The sequence below is a fragment of the Comamonas thiooxydans genome (assembly GCF_000964545.1).
Lineage (GTDB): Bacteria > Pseudomonadota > Gammaproteobacteria > Burkholderiales > Burkholderiaceae_C > Comamonas > Comamonas thiooxydans.
The window spans coordinates 194,911-209,201 of the sequence record NZ_BBVD01000010.1; the positions used below are offsets into that span (position 1 = coordinate 194,911).

The following is a 14,291-nucleotide window of genomic DNA, read 5'->3' on the forward strand; positions in this document are numbered from 1 at the left end:
GAGGCATCCGCAGGCTTTGCAAAACAGGCCACACCACATGGCCTGGTGCACTCAAGGCAATCAGTTCAGGTCGATAGGCGTTTTGTTGCCGTTCACATAGCGGCTCAGCGTATAGCTGGGGTTCTTCATCTCGCCATTCTTCTCGAACTGGATCTTGGAGGTCACACCCGAATAGTCGGACTTCTGCAGGAAGGGGATATAGACCTTGGGGTCCCATGAATTGGCACGCTTCATGGCGTCGGCCAGCAGCATGGTGCCGTCATAGAAGTAGGGGCTGTAGACCTGGAACTGGCCCGGATACTTGGCGTCATAGCGCTTCTTCCACTCCGTGCCGCCAGGCATCTTGGCAATGGAGGCTCCGCCATCGGCGCAGACCACGTTCTCCAGCGGCTTAGCTCCGGCAGCCACCTTGGCCAGCTCGGTCACGCAAATGCCGTCACCGCCAAACATCTTGACGTCGTTCATGCCCAGCTGGGCCATCTGACGCAGCATGGGGCCGGCCTGACCATACATGCCGCCGTAGAAGATGGCATCGGGTTTCTTGGCCTTGATGGAGGTCAGAATGGCCATGAAGTCCGTGGCCTTGTCGTTGGTGAACTCGTTGGCCACGATCTTGATGCCATGCTTTGCGGCATCCTTCTTGAACACATTGGCCAGGCCCTGGCCATAGGCCGTGCGGTCGTCGATCACGGCCACATTCTTGAGCTTGAGATTCTTGGCCGCATAGCTAGCCAGCGCCGCGCCCAGGGCGTTGTCGTTGGCAATCACGCGGTAGGTGGTGTTCCAGCCGGGTTTGGTCAGATCGGGATTGGTCGCAGCGCCCGTGATCATGGGAATGCCGCAGTCCTGGAACACCTTGGAAGAAGGAATCGCCACGCCGGAGTTCACAAAGGCCACTGCACCGGCCACCTTGTCATCGCACAGTTTTTGCGAAGCCGCCGTGCCCTGCTTGGGATCGGCCACATCGTCCTCGGCCACCAGCACGAACTTGACCTTCTTGCCTCCGATTTCCATGCCCTTAGCGTTCAGGTCCTCGATGGCCATGCGCACGCCGTTTTCATCGTCCTTGCCGAAGTGAGCCTGAGGGCCGGAGGTCGGGCCGATATGGCCGATCTTGATGATCTGCTCCTGGGCCATCACGCCCCCTGCCATACCTGCTACGACTGTCGCGATACACAACTTGCCAAAATTCTTCATTGCGCACTCCACTCGGTTGAGACAAGACGCAACCTTATGCCCCGCGACAGGCAATTGGCAATGAGGCAATCACATAGGTGCAGCGAGTGCTACACCGGCACAACAATCAGTGTTTTCAGGGATCGGCAAGCGCCCCGGGCTGTGCTGGAAAAAACCGCCGCAAGCCCTTGCTCGCGAAATGGCAGCAGCGCCAAAGAAAAACGCCCCAGACTGGGGCGTTTTTCATCAAGGCCCGCTACTCAGGCAGCCTTGGCCTGCAGCAGAGCATCCACCTTGGCATGCTGGTCCAGCGTGCTCAGGCAAGCATGGGCTACTTCCACGCCCTTCTTCACGAAGTGCTGGCGGAAGAACTCCACATGATCACCATGCTCGTGAAAATCGCGCGGCGTCAGCACGGCGGAGAACACGGGCACTTCGGAGTCCATCTGCACGCGCATCAGGCCGTCGATCACGGCCGTGGTCACGAATTCATGGCGATAGATGCCGCCGTTGACGATCAGTGCCGTGGCGATCACTGCATCGAAACGACCGCTTTGCGCCAGCTTCTTGGCCAGCAGCGGGATTTCAAAGGCGCCGGGCACGCTGAAATGCGTGATATTGCCGGCCTGCACGCCCTGTGCCAGGAGTTCGGCCTGGGCGGCATCGCGGGCCTGATAGACCACTTCGGTGTGCCAGCTGGCGCTGATGATAGCAATGCGGCTGCGGCTGGCGACGGCCTTCCAGGGTGTACCTTCGGAAGTCGCGTGAGTGGCAAAGTTCATGGAGATGGGGGTCTGATTCATGGTGGTATTTCCAGAAAATTCCAATGAATCAGGGCGTGCGCTGATACACCCGCCCATGCGGCAGCGATAGCTGCATCACGAACCGATGCTGCGCGATCTCTTTCATCCGGACTATGACCGTCGGCTCTGGCATCTCACCAGATCTGCTGACCCTGCTGGCTCTGGCGAGACTGCAGGCGCTCGCGGGCTGCTGCAGTCAATGCAAGGCATTGCCACAGATACCGCCGGTGGGGAATTGCACCCCGCCCTGAGAACGCTGCTTTGCGGCGAACCTGGATTCACCACAAGACGAAGTCATTCTAGCGACGCTTTGGCTGCGCTTTTGATAAAAGGGTCACTATGGCGTCAATCTGAAAAATCAAGAAAAAACCACCCTTAACGCTCGTCCACAAAGCGAAACGAGCTCTCATTTGATGAGCATACAGCGTAGCGAAGTCAACCCGGAACAGATGCCGGACGTTAAGAGCACAGGGCATTGCGCCCACCCACACCTCACCAGACACGCCATGAAACCATCCCTGCAGGCATTGATGTCCACCTCCACGCGCTGGGCCAGCATGGGGGCTTTGGCCGTGCTGTGCACTGCCTGCGCGGTTCCCGGCGAGTACGACTCCGGCTATGGCGGCGGCTACGGTGGCAGCTATGGCTCCACCACCATCTACAGCCCGCAGCCCGCTTATCCGGCCTATCCCGCCTACCCTGTGTACCAGGGTCAGGACCGCAATGACTGGGCCTGGCGCGAGCGTGAGCGTCGTCAATGGGAGCGCCAGCGCGAGTTGGAACGTGATCGCGCCCAGAACATGCGCGATCGCGAACAATGGCAACGCCAGATGGAGCGCGACCGCGCTCAGCAGCAGCGTGACCGGGACCAGCAGCGCCGCGAATGGGATCGCCAGCAATCCCAGAATCGCCGCGATCAGGACCAGATGCGCCGCCAGCAGGAGCGCGAGCAGCAACAGCAATCGCAACAGCGCGAGCGTGACCGCATGCAGGCCGAACGCGATCGCCAGCAACAGGCCCGCGACCGCCAACAGCAAGACCGCGAACGTGAGCGCGATCAGCGCCAGCAGCAACGCCAGCGCGAAGGCCAGCAGCAAGGCTTTCCTCCTCGCGGTGACTGGCGCTGACCGGGCGCTGTGGCACGGCACCGCTTCTGCTTTTCCTGCCGCCACTTCATAATTTGCAGGCACTCAAACGCCTTTGAAGGAGCGGTCATGCCAGAGCCCCTATCTCCCACTGTCATCATGCGCAAGCTGCCGCTGGGCTTGCTGCTGGGCTGGGCGCTGATCGCAGGCACGGCCCAGGCTCAGGTCATGCGCTGTGTCGATGCCAAGACCGGCGAGGTGACCTATACCAATGGCCGCTGCATCTCGGGCGAAATGAGCACGCAGATTCAGGCGGCACAAAGCGCCGAGGAAATTGCGTCCGAGCGTGCCAATGCCAGCCAGGCGCGGGAACGCAGCAAGGCCCAGATGGCGCGCGACGAAGCCCAGCGCCGCCAGCGTGAAGAGCAGGAGCGCAAGGAACGCGAGGCCGCCGAGAGAGCCCAGGCCCGGGCTGTAGCCAATCTGGAAAACACGGCCGCCTGCCGTCAGGCCCGCGAGCGCTACAACGCCATACTGGCCGAAGCCAGCCCCGACCTGGCCACCTGGGGAGAGCGCAGCCAGGCGGCCCAGGCCCAGATGGAGATGAACTGCCTGGGCGCAGCCGCCTACCAGCAACTGCAGCAAAGCCGGGCGCTGCAGCCCAATGCCATCAACCGCCCGCAGTGGGGCTACGGCTATCCCAACCGCTACCCGCCGGCACATCCCACGCCATCGCAGCCGCCCGCCAAGATCGTCAACTGCAATGTCTTCCGCTGCTACGACAACCGAGGCGGCGTGCATCCGATACCGTAATCCCCCTGAGGCGCTGTACGCCTTCCCCAAGGGACGACAGTTTCGCTGCGCGGCGGTGCTTGCTTGCTGCCCAATGCCTGACCGCGCCAATTTTTGAGGGTCGTGCTCTTTGCTCTGCCTAGCTTTGCAGGCCCTCGGTCACCGAGGGATAGCGCAGCCTGAGCCGCAATTCGCGCTTGAGCCGCTGATTCGACAGCCGCCGCGACTCGCTCATGAAACTCAGCAGACTCGCCGGCAATTCTGTCTGTGCCTGCTCGCGCGAAATGCGCGGCGGGCGGGCCAGGCCGTAGAGATCGGCCGCCAGATCGAAGTAATCCCCCATCTTCAACTGTGTATCGTCGCTGGCGTGATAGATGCGCTGCGGCTTGCCACGCCACAGCGCAAGCAGGCAGGCACGCGCCAGATCGTCTGCATGAATATGATTGGTATAGACGTCGTCCGTGGACTGCAGCACGGCCGTGCCACGCTGCAGCCGGGCGCGGGGCGTACCGCCCTCACGATCAGGTGCGTAGATGCCGGGAATGCGCAAGATGCTAGCCCGCAGGCCCGAGCGACCGGCAAAGCGCACTGCGAGTTCGGCATTCACACGGCGCTGCGCTCTGGCAGTCGTCGGCGCGACGGACCGGGTTTCGGCCACCCACTGCCCCTCGCAGTCGCCATAAACGCCCGAGGTCGATGCATAGACCAGGCTGCGCGGCAGACTGCGCAGGCGCAGTGCCCGCATGAGAGCCGTGGTGCGGGAGTCCAGCCACGAGCATTCATCCCCGGCGGCCGGTGCCTGAGGCGGCGCCAGGTGCAGCACCCGCGTCGCAATGCCTGCCAGTCTGCGCAGGCTGGCCGGATCATCCAGATCCCCCCACAAGGGCCTCACAGCCTGGGCATGCAGTTGCTCGGCCCGACTTGGGCTGCGGCTCACTGCCAGTACCTGAATTCCGTGCCTGCCACGGCCTGAAGCGACCAGCAATCGGGCCACGCGCTGACCCACATCGCCGTGGCCGACGATCAATAAGCGTTCACGACGAAAGCGCGCTGGCAGCGCGCCCAATGGGCTTTGGTTTGAAGGCAAAATCGGGACCTGCTGCGTACAAGATCTAAGGAGCCACTGGCGTTGCTGCGACAGCAGCAGCGCCGACAAAAAGGCTGCCGGATACGCCTTCAAGGATAACCAAAACGTCATGACCGAGATTGCCCACGCTTCGTTTGAAATTACCGTCCAGCCCAGCGGACGTGCTTTTGCCACTCAGGGCGCTGAAACCATTCTGGCCGCGGCCATTCGCACCGGCGTCGGCCTGCCCTATGGCTGCAAGGACGGTGCTTGCGGCTCCTGCAAGTGCAAGAAGCTCAGCGGCGAAGTCAGCCACGGCACGCACTCGGACAAGGCTCTGACAGCCGAAGAGGAAGCCGGCGGCTATGTGCTGACCTGCTGCGCCACGCCCCACAGCGATGTGGTGCTGGAGTCGCGCCAGGTCACGGACGCCAGCTCCTTCCCCATCAAGAAGATGCCCGTGCGCGTGGCCGCTCTCGAGAAGAAATCGCATGACGTGATGCAGGTGCGCCTGCAGCTGCCGGCCAGCGAGAAGTTCCGCTACCACGCAGGTCAGTATGTGGAGTTCATCCTGCGCGACGGTGCCCGCCGAGCCTACTCCATGGCCACCGCGCCCCACGTGCAGGAGACGGCACCCGGCATCGAGCTGCATATCCGTCACATGGAAGGCGGCAAGTTCACCGACCATGTCTTCGGCGGCATGAAGGAAAAGGAAATCCTGCGTGTGGAGGGCCCGTTCGGCAGCTTCTTCCTGCGCGAGGACTCGGACAAGCCCATCATCCTGCTCGCCTCGGGCACGGGCTTTGCCCCTATCAAGGCACTGATCGAGCATATGCGCCACAAGGGCATCAACCGCCCCGTCACGCTGTACTGGGGTGGCCGCCGCCCCACCGACCTGTATGACGCCAGCTGGATTGCCGAACACACGGCCGCCATGCCCCAGTTCAGGTATGTGCCCGTGATCTCCGACGCCCTGGCCGAGGATGCCTGGACGGGCCGCACCGGCTTTGTCCATCAGGCCGTACTGGACGACTTTGCCGACCTGTCCGGCTACCAGGTCTATGCCTGCGGTGCTCCCATCGTCGTGGATTCGGCCCGCGCCGCTTATACCAGCGAACGCGCGCTGCCTGCCGAAGAGTTCTACGCCGACGCCTTTACCTCCGAAGCTGACAAGTAAGAGCGCTGTTTTGCGCAAACCCCGATGCATTCCATGGCGCATCAGGGTTTACACGCAATTTTTTTGCACAAGTAACCGCCAGTTCCGGAGCCGATGCAATTTTTTGCACAATAGAGCTCTATGAACCGTAGAAACAGCCTTCTCTCGGTCATGGCGGCCGTTGCTGCCTTGGCCTCTCCCCTCTCCCAGGCCCAAGAACCCATCCGTCTGATCGTGCCCTATGCGCCCGGTGGTCCGCTGGACATCACCTCCCGCGCGCTGGCAGAGCGGGTACGTGATTCTCTGGGCGTCGTCATCATCGACAACAAGGCCGGTGCCGGTGGCAACATTGGCGCCGACGCCATTGCCAAGGCCCAGCCCGACGGCCTGACCATAGGCCTGGCCGCCACGGCCACGCATGCCGTCAACCCCTGGCTCTATACCAAGATGCCTTATGACGCGGGCAAGGACTTTGCCGGCATCACCCAGATGGTGCGCGTGCCCAATGTGCTGGTGATGAATGCTGCCAAGGCCGAGCAACTCAAGATCCATAGCGTGGCCGATCTGATCACCTACGCCAAGGGCCATCCCGGCAAGCTCAACTACGGCAGCGGCGGCAATGGCTCCGCAGGCCATCTGGCCGGCGAGATGCTCAAGCAAAAGGCCGGCATCTTCGCCCTGCACGTACCCTACCGTGGCGCCAACCCCGCCCAGCTGGCCCTGCTGTCTGGCGAGGTGGACTTCAATATCGACAACCTGGCGGCGGCCGCGCCCAATATCAAGAGCGGCAAGCTGGTGGCACTGGCTGTGACTTCTCTCAATGCCTCGCCGCTGCTGCCCGGCGTGCCCGCGCTGTCCAAGAGCTACCCCGGTTTTGCCATCGACACCTGGTGGGGACTGGTTGCCCCGGCCGGCACCCCCAAGCCCGTGCTGGACAAGCTGAGCAAGGCCTTCAATGATGCTCTGCAAGCACCGGAAACCAAGACCCGCTTCAACGCACTGATGGCCGAACCCGTGGGCTCCACGCCCGCCGAATTCGACAAGTTCATGGCCTCCGAGCGCGCCAAATACCAGCCCATCGTCAAGGCCTCCGGCGCCAAGGTCGACTGACGAGTCCTGGCACTGATAAAAAAGCCCCGGCAGCCTGACGGCTCCGGGGCTTTTGTAGGTAGTTTCAGCCTCAATCGCTTGCCAGGCAAGCGCGAGAAGCCATCAAATCTAAACTACGCTGACTGCTCTATCCACCAGCCCTGGGCCAGGCTGCGCTCTATGCCCTGGTCTGCCACTGCCTGCAGTTGTTCGGCACTCACGCAGCCAGGCGCAATTTCGGCCAGCGGCAGCAGCACAAAGGCGCGCTGCCACATGCGCGGGTGGGGAAGGGTCAGCTCGGTAGCATCCGAGTGCCGGTCACCCCATAGCTCGATATCCAGATCCAGCGTGCGCGGTGCATTGCGGTAGGGGCGCTCGCGTCCGGCCTGCAGCTCGATCGCCTGCAGCGCATGCAGCAGATCCAGCGGCTCCTGCCCGGTGCGCAGCAACGCCACCGCATTCAGATAGTCCGGCCCGGACGAATCAATGGGTTTGCTGCTGTAGAGCGAGGACACGGCCAGCAGCTCGGTCCGGGCCAGCCCGGCCATCGCCGCCACGGCCCAGGACAGGGTCCGGCGTGCATCGCCGAGGTTTGCCCCGAGACCGACCGCAACCGTGTCGGCCGCCAACGCGGCCGGTTTATTCATTACCACCGACTACAGGAGCAGCGCCAGCGGATGGTTTGCGGCGACGGCGGCGGCGCTTTTTGGGAGCGGCTGCATCGCCTTCTGCGGCCACCTGATCCAGCGGGCTCTCCTGATCGCCTTCGGCTTTCTTCTTGGCCACTCGGTGCACCTTGGGCGCCGTCTGCTGCTGGGCACGCTGGCGGGCGCGCTGCTCGTCGCGAGCCTGGGCAATCAGGTCATCTCGCTGGGCATCGTCGGCCTGCTGGAACTCCTGCCACCAGCTGGCCAGACTTTCCTCGACCTCGCCGATATCGGCACGCAGGCGCATGAAGTCAAAACCGGCGCGGAAGCGCGGCTGCGCCACCATGGAGTGCGGAGTGGCTCCGGTGCGCTTGTCAAAGCGCGGCTGCATGACCCAGATCTCGCGCATATCGGCAGCCAGCTTGCCCCGACCCGAGACATCGCCGATACGCTGATCGAACACCTCGTCGATCGACTCCTGCAGCGCAGGGAAAGGGTGATAGCTCTTGGCCAGACGCTTTTCCCAGCCCTGCTTGACATCCTGCCACAGCACACAGGCCAGCAAAAAGCTGGGTGCCACGGGCTTGCCTTCGGCCACACGGCGGTCGGTATCCATCAGTGCGGCCTGCACGAAGGGATGATCGGAGCGCTCCATGACCACGTCCAGCAGCGGATAGATGCCGCGCGAGAGGCCCAGCTCCTTGAGCTGAGCCACCGAGGCCAGCGCGTGACCGGTCTGCAGCAGCTTGAGCATTTCGTCGAACAAGCGGCTTTGCGGCACTTCCTGCAGCAGCGGCTCGCACTCGACCAGGGGCTTGGCGGTCTTGGCTTCGAGCTTGAAGCCCTTGCCGCTGAGCTTGGCGGCAAAGCGCACGGCCCGAATGATGCGCACCGGGTCTTCACGGTAGCGCGTGGCCGGATCGCCGATCATGCGCAGCACCTTCTTCTTGGCGTCCGCAATACCGCCGTGATAGTCGACCACAATCTGTGTCTCGGGGTCGTAGTACATGGCGTTGATGGTGAAGTCGCGGCGCGTGGCATCCTGGTCCTGCGGGCCCCAGACGTTGTCACGTAGCACTCGGCCGCTGGCATCCACTGCATGTTTCAGCCCTGCGAGCTGATTTTTGCTGGTACGTTCATTGCCGCTGACCTGCTCGGCCGCGCTGTTGTCCAGAAAGGCCCGAAAGGTGGAAACCTCGATAACTTCGTTTTCCCGGCCGCGGCCATAGACCACATGCACGATGCGAAAACGCTTGCCGATGATGAAGGCGCGGCGAAAGAGGTTCTTGACCTGCTCGGGCGTGGCATCGGTGGCCACGTCGAAGTCCTTGGGACGCAGGCCCAGCAGCAGGTCGCGCACGGCGCCGCCGACGATATAAGCCTCGTGGCCCGAGCGCTTGAGGGTCTGCACCACATCGATGGCGCGACGGTCCACCAGATTCGGGTCTATGCCATGCACCTGAACCGGCACTTCCTCACGCTTGCCGAACTTGGGCTTGCGCGAGCGGGGGGCTGCGGGCGCCTTGCCCAGCAGCTTGTCAATAATGGTCTTGATCATGGTGCTTCGCTAAATAGGTCCACGATGCGCCAGCCGCGTTCCTCGGCCAGGGCACGCAAGCGCGCATCGGGGTTGGTGGCCACCGGGTGATCCACTTTTTCAAGCAGGGGCACATCGTTCATGGAGTCGCTGTAGAAGGTCGCTTCCACATCCTCCCAGCGCAGGCCGCGCTGGGTCAGCCATTCGGTCATGCGCACGACCTTGCCCTCGCGCATATTGGGAATACCGTCAATCTCGCCCGTGAACCAGCCGCTGCCATCACGCACCAGCTCGGTCGCCAGCAGATGCTGCACGCCGAAAGCCTGGGCGATGGGGCGCGTCACAAACTCGTTGGTGGCCGAGGTGATGACCACGGTGTCGCCCGCATCCAGGTGCTGCTGCACCAGGGCCAGGGCGGCAGGCTTGATCGCCGGGCGAATCACCTCGTCCATGAAACGCAGGTGCGCAGCCGTGGCTGCAGCCTCGCCGCGCTGGACCACGGCAGCCGTGGCAAAGCGCACATAGTCGGGAATGTTGAGACGGCCGGCCAGATAGTCGTCAAAAAAGGCGTCGTTCTGGCGCCCGAACTCCTCGCGGTCGCACCAGCCGATGGCAATGGAGAACTCGCCCCAGCCATGGTCGGAGTCCAGCGGCAGCAGCGTATGGTCCAGGTCAAACAGGGCCAGCCTGGGCTTGATAGCCAATTCAGAAGTCGACATACAAATCCAACAAAAAGTGCTGTGGCATGGCCAAAGCAGAAAGCGTGAGCACAGGCCTCACTCGGTTTCCAGCATGGTCTTGAGCAGCGGGATGGTGATGGCGCGCTTGTTGCGCAGGGCAAAACCGTCCAGCATGTCCAGCAACTGCATCAGCGAGCCCAGATCGCGCGAAAAGCGCCTGAGCATGTAATCCATCACTTCGTCGCTCAGAAACACGCCACGGGCATCGGCTTCCTGACGCAGCACGGCACGCCGTGCCGACTCGTCGAGCAGATGCAGCTGATAGACATGACCCCAGCCAAGGCGGGTGCGCAAGTCCTCGCGCATCTTGAGATCGGCGACTGGCAGCTGGCCTGCAGCCAGCACCCAGCGCGGCAGGCCGGTGGCAGGGCTGGTGGCATTCACAAACCAGTTGAAGGCACGCGCCTGCTGGAACGGGGTGTAGATGTCCACATCGTCCATGAGCACGGCGGCCCAGCGTTCGTCGAACTCGGGCGGGAACGGCGTGGATGCATCCATCCAGCCCACCATGGCTCCTTGCTCGCGCAGGGCTTCGCGCACCGCCTTGAGCAAATGACTCTTGCCGGACCCGGCCTCTCCCCAGAGATAGGTGGGTACCGGCGTTCGCGACTGCTGCAGCTGGCCATCGCCCACCCAGTGACGCAGGTGATCGATCAACGCAGCATTGGGGCCGACAAAGAAACGCGCGAGCGTCGGGCCGGGCGCCATGCTGATATCCAGAGCCAGCTGCTTCATCTGCGACATACGCGCAGCGCCCCCTTTCCTGGGCACTCAACAGCCCATGCGGCGAAATCTGGCAGGAGATTCATCAGCATCAATGGTGGAAGAAACAAAGGCCCGGACGCGCACTTAGATCAGGCCCTGCAATATGCCCTAGCGTGATCACTCGGTAACAAAAGCACCAATTTTAGTCTGCACTCGCAGCCCCCGAGCGGCTTCGGGCTGATTTTGCCTACTGCCGTTGTTGTAGTCAGGCCATGAATGCTCCAGCAAAACCCTTTGACGCATGTCCGGGCGCCCCCGCTGCACGGGCAAGCGCCGTAGAATCCCGGGGTTTCCGCCCAGCAGGGCGCCCCCGCACCGGATCCATCGATGAGCTCTTCCGCATCCTCCTCTACCCCCATTTCCTACAAAGACGCCGGTGTTGACATCGACGCAGGCGACGCCCTGGTCGAACGCATCAAGCCCCTGGCCAAGAAAACCATGCGCGAAGGCGTGATGGCCGGCATCGGCGGCTTCGGCGCCCTGTTCGAAGTGCCCAAGCGCTACAAGGAACCCGTGCTGGTGTCCGGCACCGACGGCGTGGGCACCAAGCTCAAGCTGGCCTTCGAGTGGAATATGCACGACACCGTGGGCATCGACCTGGTGGCCATGAGCGTGAACGATGTGCTGGTGCAGGGTGCCGAGCCTCTGTTCTTCCTCGACTATTTCGCCTGCGGCAAGCTGCATGTGGACACGGCAGCTGCCGTGGTGGGCGGCATTGCCAAGGGTTGCGAGCTGTCGGGCTGCGCGCTGATCGGCGGTGAAACCGCCGAGATGCCCGGCATGTACCCCGATGGCGAATACGATCTGGCCGGCTTTGCCGTCGGCGCGGTCGAAAAGTCCAAGATCCTCAGCGGTCAGAACGTCAAGCCCGGCGATGTGGTGCTGGGCCTGGCTTCCCACGGCGTGCACTCCAACGGTTTCTCGCTGGTACGCAAGTGCATCGAGCGCGCAGAAGCCCAGGGCAGCGTGCCCGAGACCCTGGACGGCAAGCCCTTCAAGGCCGCCATCATGGAGCCCACCCGTCTGTATGTAAAGAATGTGCTGGCCGCACTGGACAAGCACCCCATCAAGGCCCTGGCCCACATTACGGGCGGCGGCCTGCTGGAGAACATTCCCCGCGTGCTGCCCGAAGGCACCGCGGCCCATCTGAAGGCCGGCAGCTGGCCCCAGACCGAGCTGTTCGCCTGGCTGCAAAAGACTGCCGGCATTGACGATATCGAGATGAACCGCACGTTCAACAACGGTATCGGCATGGTGGTCGTGGTGGCCGCTGAAGACGCAGAAGCCACGGCAGCCACACTGGCCGAGCTGGGCGAGAAGGTCTACAGCATCGGCGCCATCACGGAAATCGGCTCCGGCAAGCCCGTTGAAGTTCGCTAAGCAAATCTTCATCACAGCCCCTCTACCCCGAGCCTGAATGACGCAGCATTTGCCCGCCCCCATCACTACGCAACCGGGCCCTTCGCCCAAGGTCATACTGGCCAGTTACATATTGATGGGAGCAGCATTGCTGCTCGTCATGCATCAGGGAATACTCCCCGGCCTGCTGTGTGTGTGCGTAGGCTTCATGCTTACCCGCTCGCTTTCGCGCCTGCTGTCACGCGCCAACCCTCGCGCCTTTGCCAGCAACCAGCTGCCACGCTGGGCCCAGGTGGTTGCCACCACCATCGTGATTCTGGCGCCACTGGCCCTGCTCAGCGGCGCCCTCTCCCAGACCCGGACCTATATCACCGAAGCCCCCGCCCAGTACAAGGAACTGCTGGACTATCTGGCGGCCACGGTACTGGAGCTGCGAGAGAAACTGCCCTCGGACATTGCCGATCAGCTGCCTGACGGTGCCCAGGAAATTCAAAGCAAGCTGGCCGGCTATCTGGCCGCCAAGGCCGGTGTGCTGGCCACTGCAGGCCGAGCCTGGCTCACTGGCTTGCTCTATGCCTATGTGGGCCTGATCATCGGCGCGCTGGCAGCCGTTCGCCCCATCGCCACGCGTCACCCGCCGCTGGTGCAGGCCCTGCAGCAGCGCATCGGTCACTTTGCCCTGGCCTTCAAGCAGATCGTGGCCGCCCAGTTCTGGATTGCGGCCTTCAACACGCTGCTGACGTCCATCTTCCTGTTGGCCATATTGCCGATCTGGAAGCTGCAACTGCCTTACACCCCCGCGCTGATCACGCTGACTTTTATCGCCGGGCTGATCCCCATCGTCGGCAACTTGCTGTGCAATGCCGTGCTGACGCTGGTCGGCCTGTCCGTATCGCCCATAGCTGCTGCTGCCTGCCTGGGCTTCCTGATCCTGATTCACAAGGCTGAATACGTGATCAACGCCAAAGTGGTGGGAACACGCACGCATATGGGCGTATGGGAGCTGCTGGCCGTAATGTTTGTGGCCGAGTCCGTCTTCGGCCCAGCAGGTCTGGTGGCAGCGCCGCTGTTCTATGCCTATCTCAAGAAAGAGCTGGAAGCCGCACAACTGGTGTAAGCAAGCTGCTTGCCACCAAGGCGCTCAACCCGTGCGGCGCAGCCGGGCAATGGTTTTGGCGATGTAATCGGCCTCCTGCCCTTGTGCGGCAGGCGCATAACGCTCCAGATCCGATAGCGCTCTTTCAATCACTCCCCATTGGGCATACGCCATGCCGCGGTCCCGGAACAGCTCCTCGCGGCCAGGCTGCAACAGGATCAGGCGATTGAGCACGGCCACCAGCATGGGCCAGTCTTTCTGGACCTGATGAATCTCCTGCAGATTGCGCAGCATGCGCGCCACAACATCTCGCGGATGAGCGGCCTGCAGATACAGCCCCAGCGGCGGCGCATCATCGGGTGAAATGCCGGCCTGATCGAGAAACGGCTGCAGGCGCTCTGCCAAGGCGCTTGCGGAATAGGAGTCGCCTGTCAACGGATCCTGCACCACCTGCCCCTGCGGCAGCATGACCTTGACCAGAAAATGCCCTGGAAAGCCTATGCCCTCCACCGTCAGACCGATGCCGGCAGCCAGCTCCAGCCAGACCAGTGCCACGCTGATGGGAATGCCGCGCCTTGTCTGCAGCACATGGTGGATGTAGCTGTTGGCAGGGTCGTAATAGTTGTTGAGGTTGCCGGCAAAGCCCAGCTCGCCATAGAAGAACTTGTTGAGCACACCGAGCTTGCGCAAACCGTCCTCCTCGCCGGCCAGACGCTGCACCAAACGCACTTGCAGCCTGTCCAGCTCGGCCAGCACGGCCTGCAGGTCAAGATCAGGTTCGGCATCCTGAGCAATGCTGATGGCGGCTTCCATCAAGGCAAAGTTTTCATCACTCTGCACCAAAGACGCAAAATACTGCAGGGCCGTGGGGTACTCGTCTATCGTCCAGCTCATAGGCTGATTTGTAAGCCGCCTTGGCAGGTCATGCAAGCGAAATCCCCTTGATACGCCTGTAAAACCTGCACTGACCGCTCACTTTT

14 protein-coding genes and 1 riboswitch are annotated in these 14,291 nt (G+C 62.5%); of the genes, 6 read left to right on the top strand and 8 right to left on the bottom strand.

The genetic code is table 11. The features are described from left to right. Positions 1 to 60 precede the first annotated feature (60 nt). Together Cth01_RS17545 and Cth01_RS17550 are read right to left on the bottom strand one after the other, a co-directional pair. The gene (locus Cth01_RS17545; RefSeq protein WP_034353520.1) at positions 61 to 1,197 is read right to left on the bottom strand and encodes a branched-chain amino acid ABC transporter substrate-binding protein; all 1,137 of its coding nucleotides are present in this window, start codon (positions 1,195 to 1,197) and stop codon (positions 61 to 63) included. A 239-nt stretch (positions 1,198 to 1,436) separates the two neighbouring features. Continuing rightward, positions 1,437 to 1,979 (bottom strand): 6,7-dimethyl-8-ribityllumazine synthase, encoded by a 543-nt coding sequence (locus Cth01_RS17550; protein ID WP_034380434.1) that lies wholly within the window; start codon positions 1,977 to 1,979, stop codon positions 1,437 to 1,439. A gap of 90 nt (positions 1,980 to 2,069) precedes the next feature. Continuing rightward, positions 2,070 to 2,238: riboswitch (FMN riboswitch) on the bottom strand. A 247-nt stretch (positions 2,239 to 2,485) separates the two neighbouring features. Between Cth01_RS17550 and Cth01_RS17555 the strand changes: the two genes are divergently transcribed. Together Cth01_RS17555 and Cth01_RS17560 are read left to right on the top strand one after the other, a co-directional pair. Beyond that, positions 2,486 to 3,106: a hypothetical protein gene (locus Cth01_RS17555; protein ID WP_034353526.1), complete on the top strand. Its 621-nt coding sequence runs from the start codon at positions 2,486 to 2,488 to the stop codon at positions 3,104 to 3,106. Positions 3,107 to 3,193: 87 nt separating this feature from the next. Next, positions 3,194 to 3,877 carry a DUF4124 domain-containing protein gene (locus Cth01_RS17560; protein ID WP_045839936.1) on the top strand — a complete coding sequence of 228 codons (684 nt, stop codon included), beginning with the start codon at positions 3,194 to 3,196 and terminating at the stop codon, positions 3,875 to 3,877. A gap of 118 nt (positions 3,878 to 3,995) precedes the next feature. On the opposite strand, the gene Cth01_RS17565 is transcribed toward Cth01_RS17560, so the two are convergent. Beyond that, complete coding sequence (locus Cth01_RS17565; protein ID WP_082085684.1) at positions 3,996 to 4,883, bottom strand: SDR family oxidoreductase; 888 nt, start codon at positions 4,881 to 4,883, stop codon at positions 3,996 to 3,998. Between the two features lie 169 nt (positions 4,884 to 5,052). Here Cth01_RS17565 and Cth01_RS17570 point away from each other — a divergent pair, with 169 nt between their 5' ends. Then, a complete protein-coding gene (locus Cth01_RS17570) occupies positions 5,053 to 6,099 on the top strand; it encodes a CDP-6-deoxy-delta-3,4-glucoseen reductase (RefSeq protein WP_012839448.1) in 1,047 nt (348 codons plus the stop codon). A gap of 120 nt (positions 6,100 to 6,219) precedes the next feature. Continuing rightward, positions 6,220 to 7,188, top strand: coding sequence for a Bug family tripartite tricarboxylate transporter substrate binding protein (locus Cth01_RS17575; protein WP_034353539.1), 969 nt, complete (start codon positions 6,220 to 6,222; stop codon positions 7,186 to 7,188). Positions 7,189 to 7,301: 113 nt separating this feature from the next. On the opposite strand, the gene folK is transcribed toward Cth01_RS17575, so the two are convergent. The 4 genes from folK to hda are packed head-to-tail and all read right to left on the bottom strand — an operon-like array spanning position 7,302 to position 10,826. Beyond that, positions 7,302 to 7,814, bottom strand: a complete 513-nt coding sequence (gene folK, locus Cth01_RS17580; RefSeq protein WP_045839938.1) for a 2-amino-4-hydroxy-6-hydroxymethyldihydropteridine diphosphokinase — start codon at positions 7,812 to 7,814, stop codon at positions 7,302 to 7,304. Further along, positions 7,807 to 9,372 (bottom strand): polynucleotide adenylyltransferase PcnB, encoded by a 1,566-nt coding sequence (pcnB, locus tag Cth01_RS17585; protein ID WP_045839939.1) that lies wholly within the window; start codon positions 9,370 to 9,372, stop codon positions 7,807 to 7,809. The genes folK and pcnB overlap by 8 nt, the downstream gene beginning before the upstream one ends. Continuing rightward, complete coding sequence (locus Cth01_RS17590; protein WP_045839940.1) at positions 9,369 to 10,070, bottom strand: HAD family hydrolase; 702 nt, start codon at positions 10,068 to 10,070, stop codon at positions 9,369 to 9,371. Before Cth01_RS17590 ends, pcnB begins: the two co-directional genes overlap by 4 nt. Before the next feature lie 57 nt (positions 10,071 to 10,127). Continuing rightward, positions 10,128 to 10,826, bottom strand: coding sequence for a DnaA regulatory inactivator Hda (hda, locus tag Cth01_RS17595; RefSeq protein WP_003070849.1), 699 nt, complete (start codon positions 10,824 to 10,826; stop codon positions 10,128 to 10,130). A gap of 357 nt (positions 10,827 to 11,183) precedes the next feature. Here hda and purM point away from each other — a divergent pair, with 357 nt between their 5' ends. Then, a complete protein-coding gene (gene purM, locus Cth01_RS17600) occupies positions 11,184 to 12,236 on the top strand; it encodes a phosphoribosylformylglycinamidine cyclo-ligase (protein ID WP_034380447.1) in 1,053 nt (350 codons plus the stop codon). A gap of 37 nt (positions 12,237 to 12,273) precedes the next feature. Further along, positions 12,274 to 13,332 (top strand): AI-2E family transporter, encoded by a 1,059-nt coding sequence (locus tag Cth01_RS17605; protein WP_034353554.1) that lies wholly within the window; start codon positions 12,274 to 12,276, stop codon positions 13,330 to 13,332. 24 nt (positions 13,333 to 13,356) lie between these two features. On the opposite strand, the gene Cth01_RS17610 is transcribed toward Cth01_RS17605, so the two are convergent. Further along, a complete protein-coding gene (locus Cth01_RS17610; RefSeq protein WP_045839941.1) occupies positions 13,357 to 14,205 on the bottom strand; it encodes a SirB1 family protein in 849 nt (282 codons plus the stop codon). Positions 14,206 to 14,291 lie beyond the last annotated feature (86 nt).

Bases quoted from the DNA above. Each gene is read 5' to 3' on its own strand.
- Cth01_RS17590 (WP_045839940.1), bottom strand. From the start codon at position 10,070: ATGTCGACTTCTGAATTGGCTATCAAGCCCAGGCTGGCCCTGTTTGAC.
- Cth01_RS17605 (WP_034353554.1), top strand. From the start codon at position 12,274: ATGACGCAGCATTTGCCCGCCCCCATCACTACGCAACCGGGCCCTTCG.
- Cth01_RS17560 (WP_045839936.1), top strand. From the start codon at position 3,194: ATGCCAGAGCCCCTATCTCCCACTGTCATCATGCGCAAGCTGCCGCTG.
- Cth01_RS17545 (WP_034353520.1), bottom strand. From the start codon at position 1,197: ATGAAGAATTTTGGCAAGTTGTGTATCGCGACAGTCGTAGCAGGTATG.
- folK (WP_045839938.1), bottom strand. From the start codon at position 7,814: ATGAATAAACCGGCCGCGTTGGCGGCCGACACGGTTGCGGTCGGTCTC.
- pcnB (WP_045839939.1), bottom strand. From the start codon at position 9,372: ATGATCAAGACCATTATTGACAAGCTGCTGGGCAAGGCGCCCGCAGCC.
- purM (WP_034380447.1), top strand. From the start codon at position 11,184: ATGAGCTCTTCCGCATCCTCCTCTACCCCCATTTCCTACAAAGACGCC.
- hda (WP_003070849.1), bottom strand. From the start codon at position 10,826: ATGAAGCAGCTGGCTCTGGATATCAGCATGGCGCCCGGCCCGACGCTC.
- Cth01_RS17575 (WP_034353539.1), top strand. From the start codon at position 6,220: ATGAACCGTAGAAACAGCCTTCTCTCGGTCATGGCGGCCGTTGCTGCC.
- Cth01_RS17555 (WP_034353526.1), top strand. From the start codon at position 2,486: ATGAAACCATCCCTGCAGGCATTGATGTCCACCTCCACGCGCTGGGCC.
- Cth01_RS17550 (WP_034380434.1), bottom strand. From the start codon at position 1,979: ATGAATCAGACCCCCATCTCCATGAACTTTGCCACTCACGCGACTTCC.
- Cth01_RS17570 (WP_012839448.1), top strand. From the start codon at position 5,053: ATGACCGAGATTGCCCACGCTTCGTTTGAAATTACCGTCCAGCCCAGC.
- Cth01_RS17610 (WP_045839941.1), bottom strand. From the start codon at position 14,205: ATGAGCTGGACGATAGACGAGTACCCCACGGCCCTGCAGTATTTTGCG.